Origin of the sequence: Facivitalis istanbulensis (assembly GCF_040560405.1) — a bacterium.
GTDB lineage: Bacteria > Pseudomonadota > Alphaproteobacteria > Sphingomonadales > Sphingomonadaceae > Sphingomonas > Sphingomonas istanbulensis.
On sequence record NZ_JAVSCQ010000053.1, the window covers coordinates 1 to 9,064 of the forward strand.

7 protein-coding genes are annotated in these 9,064 nt (G+C 67.5%); 4 read left to right on the plus strand and 3 right to left on the minus strand.

Annotated features, from left to right (window positions below; all coding sequences use genetic code 11):
- The coding region (locus RN629_RS17790; protein ID WP_407036437.1) for a PepSY-associated TM helix domain-containing protein at nt 1-1,106 on the plus strand (1,106 nt) is incomplete at its 5' end.
- Complete coding sequence (locus tag RN629_RS17795; protein WP_407036438.1) at nt 1,099-1,473, plus strand: hypothetical protein; 375 nt, start codon at nt 1,099-1,101, stop codon at nt 1,471-1,473. The genes RN629_RS17790 and RN629_RS17795, both read left to right, overlap by 8 nt.
- On the opposite strand, the gene RN629_RS17800 is transcribed toward RN629_RS17795, so the two are convergent.
- Nucleotides 1,379-2,314 carry a glutaminase gene (locus RN629_RS17800; RefSeq protein ID WP_407036439.1) on the minus strand — a complete coding sequence of 312 codons (936 nt, stop codon included), beginning with the start codon at nt 2,312-2,314 and terminating at the stop codon, nt 1,379-1,381. The genes RN629_RS17795 and RN629_RS17800 overlap by 95 nt on opposite strands.
- 117 nt (nt 2,315-2,431) lie before the next feature.
- On the opposite strand from RN629_RS17800, the gene RN629_RS17805 reads away from it, so the two are divergent.
- Nucleotides 2,432-3,754 (plus strand): MFS transporter, encoded by a 1,323-nt coding sequence (locus RN629_RS17805; protein ID WP_407036440.1) that lies wholly within the window; start codon nt 2,432-2,434, stop codon nt 3,752-3,754.
- Here RN629_RS17805 and RN629_RS17810 read toward each other — a convergent pair.
- Both RN629_RS17810 and RN629_RS17815 read right to left on the minus strand, forming a co-directional pair.
- Nucleotides 3,712-4,467 carry a DeoR/GlpR family DNA-binding transcription regulator gene (locus tag RN629_RS17810; protein ID WP_407036441.1) on the minus strand — a complete coding sequence of 252 codons (756 nt, stop codon included), beginning with the start codon at nt 4,465-4,467 and terminating at the stop codon, nt 3,712-3,714. The genes RN629_RS17805 and RN629_RS17810 overlap by 43 nt on opposite strands.
- 208 nt (nt 4,468-4,675) lie before the next feature.
- Nucleotides 4,676-7,480 carry a TonB-dependent receptor gene (locus tag RN629_RS17815; RefSeq protein ID WP_407036442.1) on the minus strand — a complete coding sequence of 935 codons (2,805 nt, stop codon included), beginning with the start codon at nt 7,478-7,480 and terminating at the stop codon, nt 4,676-4,678.
- A 207-nt stretch (nt 7,481-7,687) separates the two neighbouring features.
- Between RN629_RS17815 and RN629_RS17820 the strand changes: the two genes are divergently transcribed.
- Nucleotides 7,688-8,941 (plus strand): histidine-type phosphatase, encoded by a 1,254-nt coding sequence (locus tag RN629_RS17820; RefSeq protein ID WP_407036443.1) that lies wholly within the window; start codon nt 7,688-7,690, stop codon nt 8,939-8,941.
- Nucleotides 8,942-9,064: the final 123 nt, after the last annotated feature.

Below are 9,064 nucleotides of genomic sequence, written 5' to 3' on the forward strand. Positions count from 1 at the left end.
TGTGCGCGATGGCAATGCTGGGCGCCATCATCTCGGGCGTCATCACGCACAAGCGCATCTTCGCCGATTTCTTCACGCTGCGCTGGAACAAGGGGCAGCGAAGCTGGCTCGACGCGCACAATGTCTCGGCGGTGCTGGGCCTGCCCTATCACGCGATGATCACCTATACCGGGCTCATCACGCTGATCTCCATGTACATGCCATGGCCGATCCTGATGAACTACGCCAAGCCCATGGAATTCTTCCACGAGGCGTTTGGCGAGCCCGAAGATGTCCCCGCCAGCGGCAAGCGCCACGCGCTGGTCGAGATCGCGCCGCTGGTCCGCGACGCCGAACGGCGGCTGGGCGGCCCCGCGACGCGGATCATCATCGCCAATCCGGGCGACAGCGCCGCGCGCGTCACCGTCGCCCGCGCGTTACCCGGCGCGCTGAATGCCCGGACGCCCAGCGCGACCTATGACGGCGCGACCGGCCGTTTCGTGTCGCGCAGCGGCGAGACGGCCTCGGCGATCAGCACTGCGGGCGTCATGCTGGGCCTGCACCTCGCGCAATTTGCCGGACCCGCGCTGCGCTGGGCCTATTTCGTCATGGGGCTGACCGGGGTGGCGATGGTCGGCACCGGCCTGCTGCTCTGGACCGCCAAGCGGCGCAAGCCGGGCGCGGAGCCGTTCTTCGGGCTGAAGCTGGCCGAACGCCTGAACATCGCGGTGATCGCCGCCTTTCCTGCCGGCATGGCCGCCTATCTGCTCGCGAACCGGCTGATCCCCGCCGACCTGCCCGGCCGTGCCGATATGGAAGTGTCGGCAATGTTCTGGAGCTGGGGGATATTGGGGTTGGCCCAGCTGGCCTTGGCCCCGCGCCGCGCCTGGACCACCCTGTTCATGATCGCCGCCCTGGCCTGGATCGCGATTCCGGTCGTCAACGCGCTGACCACGTCGCGCTGGCTGATCCCCTCGCTGCTCGATGGCGACCACCTGTTCCTGGCGTTCGATCTCGCCTGCCTCGCCATCGGCACCGGCTTCGCCGTCGCCGCGCGGATCAGCGCGCGGCCCGCCACCCGCACCCCTTCCCGCACCCGCCGCTTTTCGGAGCCTGCCCATGCTTGAAACCATCGTACTTTGTCTTATCAGCTTCTGGCTGCTGGCCGCCGGCTCCTATCGTCACGCGCGCGACGCGGGGACGCTGCACGACGCGCGATTGCGCGGCGGGCTGAAGCTGCTGGGCGGGGCGGGGCTGCTGCTCGCACTGTCGGTCTGCGGCACGGACGTCACCGGCGAACGGATCGTAAGGCTGCTCGGCGCCGCGTCGATCGCGGGGGTCGCGCTGAACCTGATCCTGTCGTTCCAGGCGCAGGCGGCGTTCGCCCCGCTTCGCCGGGTCAACCAGCTTGTGGGTCGAACACGGACCATCCCGTCCGCTGCACCAGCCGTTCGAGCGCCAGCGTACCAAGCTGTGAATTCCCGCGCGCGTTGAGGCCGGGCGACCATACGGCGATCGATGCCCGCCCGGGCACGATCGCCAGGATGCCGCCCCCCACGCCCGACTTGCCGGGCAGGCCGACGCGAAAGGCGAACTCGCCCGATCCGTCATAATGGCCGCAGCTCATCATCAGCGCGTTGATGCGCCGCGCGCGCTGGGGGGACACGACCGAGCGCCCGGCCCCCGGATTGACGCCCCGCGCCATCAGATAGCGCCCGGCCAGCGCCAGTTGGCGACAGCTCATGGCGAGCGCGCAGAAATGGAAATAGACGCCCATCACCCGCTCGACCGGGTGATGCAGATTCCCGAAGGCGCGCATATAATGCGCCAGCGCATGATTGCGGTGCCCGGTCTCCATCTCGGCCTGCGCGACGGCGGCGTCGATGACGATATCCTCCTCCCCCGCCAAGCCGCGCACGAAGCGCAGCATCTCGCCGATCGCCTCGCGCGGCTCGTGATTGCCCAGCAGCATGTCGGCGACGACGATGGCCCCCGCATTGATGAAGGGATTGCGCGGGATGCCGCCTTCGGTTTCCAGTTGCACGATCGAATTGAAGGCGGTGCCCGACGGCTCGCGTCCGACCCGTTGCCACAACTGGTCGCCGACCGCGCCGAGCGCCAGCGTCAGCGCGAAGACCTTGGAGATGCTCTGGATCGAAAAGGGCTGCTCGGCATCGCCCGCCAGGTGGCAGGTGCCGTCGGCCTCGACGATCGCGATGCCGAAGCGGCGCGGGTCGACCTGCGCCAGCGCGGGAATATAATCGGCCGGGGCGCCCCGTTCGGGGGCCTCGGCCATTTCGGCGGCGATGTCGGCGACGATGGCGGACAGGTTCATGACCAAAGGTCGTGCCGTGTGCGCCGGTCTTTGTCGAGCCGCCGCGAACCCGTCACAAACCCTCTTTAGGGAGCCAGCGCTTCCTTCCAAATCCGACAACGGATCGACACCATCATCATGCGTGACAGGGACACCGCCCCGCCCGCCCCCGGCTTCTGGACGCTGGCCAGCGTCGAGGGATGGGAACGATTCGCGATCCAGGGCGCGAAATCGCTGCTGACCCTGTTCCTGCTGACCGATCTGCTGGCTCGGCCGGCCGGATCGGTGGCGGGGCTGGCGGCCCTGCGCGCCGCGATCGAGGGGGTGACGGGCGCGCATGGCGACATCGCGTTCGCGTCCCAGCTTTACGGGCTTTATGGCGCGCTCACCTATCTGGTGCTTCCGCTGGGTGGCTGGATCGCGGATCGCAGCGGGCGGCGGCGACCCGCCATGTATGCGGGCGCGGCGCTGCTGGCGCTGGGGCTGGTCACCTTGGCCGGTCGCGCGCTGACGCTGGTCGGGCTGGCGCTGATGATCGCCGGCATCGGGCTGCTCAAGGGCAATCTGGCGGCCGAGGTCGGGGCGCTGCGCGGGAAGACGGGTGGCGAGCGGCTGTTCGCTGCCTATCTGGCGTGCCTGAACGGCGGTACGATGCTCGGGCCGCTGCTGTGCGGATGGCTGGCGGCGCGCTGGGGCTTCGCGCCGGCCTTCATCGCCATGGCGCTGAGCATGGGCGTCGCCATGCTCCTGCTGCGCACCGCCCCGCGCGTGGCGCTCGCCGCCGAGCCGGACGACACCGAGGAGGGCGGCGCGGTCGACTGGGCGCGGGTGGTGCCCGCGATCGTCGCGGTCACGCTGTGTTTCTGCGCCTATGAGCAATTGACGAACATCATGCTGGTCTGGGCGAAGGCGCGGGTCGATCTGACCGTGGCGGGCTTCGCCGTGCCGCCGAGCTGGCTGGCGGCGGCGGACGGGCTGTTCACCATCGCACTCGCACTGGGCGCCTATCGGCTCTGGCCGTGGCTGGCGCGGCGGGGCCGCGAACCCGCCAGTGCGATCAAGCTCGCGCTGGGCGGCGTCGCGATCGCACTCGCCTATGCCCTGTTGACGGCATTGTCCGCGCGAAGCGGCATGATCGGACTGGGCGGGCCGTTGGCGACGATCCTGCTGCTCGATATCGGCGTGGTGCTGAGCTGGCCCGCCGCGCTCGCCATCGTCAACGCGGCCGCGCCCCCCGCCCGACGCGGCACGATGACGGGGCTGTTCTACCTGCACGGTTTCGCCGCGCATCTGGTCGTCGGGCAATTGGGCGCCTTCTATGCGGGGATGAGCGCGTCGCACTTCTGGCTGATCCATGCCGCGCTGGCGCTGGCGGGAGCGGGCGTCGCGCTCGCCATCCCGCGCCGGGCGGCAACGGGTCAGGCGATCACCACCTCCACCCCGGCCAGCCCCTCGGCATAAGCGGGCGTCAGCGGCTGGTCGGTGACCAGCATGGCGACACCGTTGAGCGGGGCGATCTGCACCGTGCCGTGACGGTCGAACTTGCTGCGGTCCGCCACGATCATCGTCCGGCGCGACCGGGCGATCATCATCCGGCTCACTGCGGCCTCCCCTGCGTGATAATCCGAAAAGCCATGGTCGAGATTGACCGACTCGACCGACAGGATCGCCAGCGAGGGCGTGAACAACGCCAGATAGTCGCGCGCGGTCGTATCGAAGCAGGCGCGATACTCGTAATCCAGTTCACCACCCGCCAGCAGCACGCGATTCTCGTTGCGCCCGCCCAGTTCAGCGGCGACCCCGACCGCATTGGTGATGACGGTCAGCCGCTTATGGTCGCGCAGCGCCCGGGCCACGAAATGGCCGGTCGTGCTGGCATCGAGATAGAGCGTCTGCCCGTCGGCGACGAACGGCACCGACGCCGCCGCGATCCGTTGCTTGGCGTCGGCATGACGTTGCAGGCGGGCGGCGAACGACCCTTCGGTCTCCACCTTGGCCAACCGCACCGCACCGTGCGCGCGGACCACCGCCCCCGACGCCTCCAGCACGCGCAGCTCGCGCCGGATCGTCTCTTCCGACACCGCCAGCGACTGGGCCAGATCGCCGATGCCACGGAAATTGCCTTCCCCCAGAAGCGCCACGATCTCCTGCTGGCGACGCTGGCGTTTCATCATCTTACGGTTCCTCTCGTTGGTACCATGCTATCGGCCATGACACTTTGGTCAATCCGGGCCTGCGATCCGTCAGAAATTCCACATTCCTACCGCAAACGCACCGCGCACAAAGACGCCGACAGCCCGCAAAGACCATCGGCGTTGAGGAGCGCTCCGACGCCTGCAAGGGGGCAGGCGCCGGATCGGGGAGGGGTGAAGATCGCGACGCTTAGAAAGCGTAGGACAGGTTGAGCATGTAGATCCGGCCGGTCTCGACATAGCCGCCCTTGCGGTCGTTCGAGAGATAGGCCTTGCGGTCGCCCGTCGTGGCCCAATAGCTATGCTCGTTGAACAGGTTCTGCACCGACATGCCGACCGTCACGCCCGAGGGCAGCGAGTAGTTGACGATCAGGTTCGAGATGGTGGTCGGCTGGATATAGGTATCCGGGCGGCTGGAGCGCAGATCATACAGGCGGTCGCCGGTATAATTATAGTTCCATTCCGCCGACAGGCCGCCACGATTGTAGAACAGGGCGGCGTTGTACATCACCTCGGGCGCCTGGGTCATGCGCTGCTCGCGGTTCTGGCCGTTGACGAAGACATTGGCCTGCGCCTTTTGCAGCGTCACATTGGCCTGGAGCCCCAGACCATCGAGCAGGCCCGGCAGGCCCCGGAGCGAATAGCGGCCGAAGAATTCGACGCCATAGATCTTGCCGGTGGCATTGGTGGTCAGGCGCGACACCTCGACCCCGCCCTGCTGATCCGACTGCGGATTGCCCCAGATGTTGTAATCGCCGCCCGCATTGGTGGTGCCGGTCGCGAACAGGACGTGGTTCAGCTTCTTGTAGAAGGGGCTGACCGAGAAGAAGTCGGTGCCCTGCCCCTTGATTTCCAGCGAGGCGTCATAGTTCCACGAGGTCTGCGCATCGAGGTTCGGGTTGGGGATGAACACCCCCGTCACTTCGCCCAGATCGTTGCGCGAGACACGCGTCGGCCCGAGCAGCAGGTCGAAGGCCGGTCGCGAATAGCTCTTCCGGACCGAGGCACGGATTACCATGGCGTCATTGGGCCGGTAATTGGCGACGATGCTGGGCAGCCACTGGTCATAGTGACGGCTGGTCGTCACGAACTTGCCCGTATCGTTGCCCTGATCCTGCCAATAGGTGCCCTTGAACCGGTTATATTCGTAGCGCAGGCCCGGCACGACCTGAAGCTCGCCGAACTGCAACGTCGTCATGACATAGCCGCTCAGGCGGGCTTCCCGGCCGTCCAGCCGGTTTTCCTTCAGCTTGACCGGATCGAGCCCGGCCATCTTCGGGGTCGAGAGCTGGGCGACCTGGTTCTCGATATAATTGGTGTCGATCAGATAGATCGGCACCTGCGCCGCGCCATGCATGAACCCGCCGAGCATCTTGCCGGGCAGCGAGCTCAGCGCGGGGCCGGTCGCGGCATAACGCGGCGAATTGGTGCCGTCCGCGTTCGGGAAGGTATATTGCAGCGCCCCGTCATCGCCCAGCGCGTTGGCATACCGCTTGGCGTCTTCCACCTTCGCCCCCGCCGAGACGGAGACCAGCCCCTGATCGGCATGGTGCCAGGTCGTGTCGAACTGGCCTTCCAGACGGCTTTCCCAGGTATTCTCGAACTGCTGGGTGATATACCACTGCTTCATCTTCGACGGATCGGTCAGATAGGCGCGCGCGGCGTCGGTCAGCACGACCTGCGGCGCGGTCCGGTTGCCGATCGAGGTGACCATGCGATAGGCCGCCGTGCCCGTATTGTCGGCGGTGCCGATATAGGGCGCGCCGGCAAAGCCCGACTGGATGCGCATCGGATAATCCTGCGACCCGCGCGAATAGGCACCGTGATAGTCGAAGGTGAAGTCGCCCGAGCGCGTCTGGCCGCCGATCTTGGTCGTCACCAGTGCCTGCTTGCTATGCTCGGTGCGGAAATAATCGGTCGCCGTCAGGCCGTAATCGGCGCGGAAGCCCGCCGCGTCATAGGACCCCTTATTGGGGTTGGGGTTGGTCTGATACGGGGCCAGGCTGGTCTGCCGCAGCGCGGTCTGATCCATCCAGCTCTTGAGATTGTACTGGCCATAGGTCGAGTGCCAGTAAAGGTCGGTGCCTTCGCCCTTCCAGTCGAAGTTCAGCGTGCCGCCGAACCGCTCGATCTTGTTGCGGAACGCCTGCCACTGAACGCCCCGCGCGAACAGATTGTCCATATTGTCGCGGATCATGCCGGGCACGTTGTTGTTATATTTTTCCCAGTCGTGCTGCATCGCGGTCGATTCGCCCAGCACATGCTTCCGGCCATAATAGGCCGAGGCATAGATGCCGAGATCGCCGATGCGCCGCGCGGTTTCGACCTGGACGGTGCCGCCCCAGGGATTCTGGTCGCGCGCCGCGGCACGACCCGCGACCTGACCCTGGAAACGGATCTGGGTGCGGTTGTTGGGCAGGTCGAACGCGGTGATCGGCACCATGTCGATGATGCCCGCGATCGCGTCGCCATCATATCGGGCGGTCGGCGCCTTGTCGACGCGCACCGTCTGGAGCGAGAAGGGCGACAGCAGGTTCATCGAGATGGCGCGGGTGCGCGCATCGGTCTGCGCCAGCCGCACGCCGTCGAACGAATAGGCGTTGTACGAGGTGTCGAGGCCACGGATCGAGACATATTGCGCCTCGCCGGTCGCCGCGGCGTTGCGCGACTGGTCGACCGAGGAGCTGACGCCCGGCAGGCGGGTCAACAGGTCGGCCAGGTTCTGCTGCGGCTGGACGCGCAGCTCCTCGCCCGAGACCACGGTCGCCAGCGACTGGCTGCGCAGCTGTTCGTCCTGCGCGTTGACGATCGCCTGGCGACGCCCCTTCACCACGACGTCCTCCCCGGTCTGGGGATCATTGGCCGTGGCGGACTCGCCGAGCGCGACGGGCGCGCCAGCGAGATCCGCGGCCAGCGCGGGGCCGGCAAACAATAGGGTCGCGGCAGTGCCGCACAAAAGGCGCACGACATGCGCTCGCTTGGCAGAAGCGGTCATGAATTCCCCCTGGATCAACTCTGTAATGGCTCACAGCACCCCCCGGGCACCGTCGGCGGACCCGCTACGCACCGGCGGTGACAGTTTGATGACTTGATGACCGAGTTTTGATGACATTACACAGATTCATGAATATCGCTGCACTTTGACGGTCACCGGTCAGGCGATGTCACGGTTCTGACCCCGAAATGGCGCATTGATTCGGGGATGACCGCATCCCGCTTTTCCTGGCGCCTGCTGCGCGCCCCGCTCGCCCTGGCGACCGCCATCATCGGCCTGGCCGCGCCCGTAATGGCCATGCCCGCTTCTCCTCCGCTCGCGCGGCCATCGGGCGCGCTGACCCTTGACCGGGTCGTGATGCTGATGCGCCACGGCGTGCGCGCGCCGCTGGACGGCGAGGTGCCGCATGGCACGCGCACCGCCCGTGCCTGGCCGCACTGGTCCACCCCGGAGAGCGAGCTGACCCCACGCGGGGCGGACGCGTTGATGGCCGAGGCGCGCGCCGATCGCGCCGACTGGGCGGCGCAGGGGCTGCTGCCCGCCACCGGCTGTCCCGCGACGGGGACGATCCGCATCTGGAGCAACAGCTCTTCGCGCACCATCGCCAGCGGACAGGCCTATGCGAAAGGACTCGCCCCCGATTGCGCGATCCCGGTCGGGCATCGCCCCGACGATCAGGCAGACCCGCTGTTCGAACCGCTGCGCGCCCGCGCCACCCGATTCGACGCCGATGCGGCGGTCGCGGACATCAACCGCTTCACCGGCGGCATGGATGCACTGGTCGCGCGGCATCGCGACGCACTGCACCTGCTCGACACCGTGCTGGGCTGCGGCGATCCCAAGGGATGCGACCCCGCCGGTGCGCCGCGCCTGACGCCCTCGGCCGACGGGCATGGCATCGACCTGAGCGGCCCGATCCGCACCGCCTCGGGCACCGCGCAGGTATTGCTGCTGCAATATGCCGAGGGGCTGGCCCCCTCGGTCGGCGGCGCGCCCGTGGACGGCGCGATGCTGGCCCGGCTGGGCGTGCTGCACGCCGCGCTCTTCGACGTCTATTCGCGCTCGCCCTATATGGCCGCGCATCAATCCGCCGCCTTCGGTCGCCACATGATCGACGCGCTGGCCGCCGCCAACGGCCCGAAGGTCGACCTGCTGGTCGGCCACGACACCAATGTCACCGCGCTGGCCGCCGCGCTCGGCTTCGACCTGATCGCGCCAGGCTATGCCGCCAACGACGCCGCGCCCGGCGGTGCGGTGCTGATCCAGCGCTGGCACGACGCCAGGGGCCGGGCCTTCGTCACCATGACCTATCGCACCCAGTCGCCCGATCGCATCCGCGATGGCGCGGCGGCGGTGAACGTCTCGCCCGTCCATGCGCGCGGCTGCCCCGCCGACGCCCCCTGCCCGCTCGACCGTTTCATCGCATTGTTCGGCCAGCGGCTGGCCCCTCTGGCCCGTTAGGGTGCGTCTGCATTTGCAGGATTTCCATGAGGCGAGAGTTCTGATTCAAGGTTGGTGAAGGAGCCAGGCCTTGAGCAGACGGACGCTGACGGACGAGCAATGGGAGCGGATCGCGGGTTATCT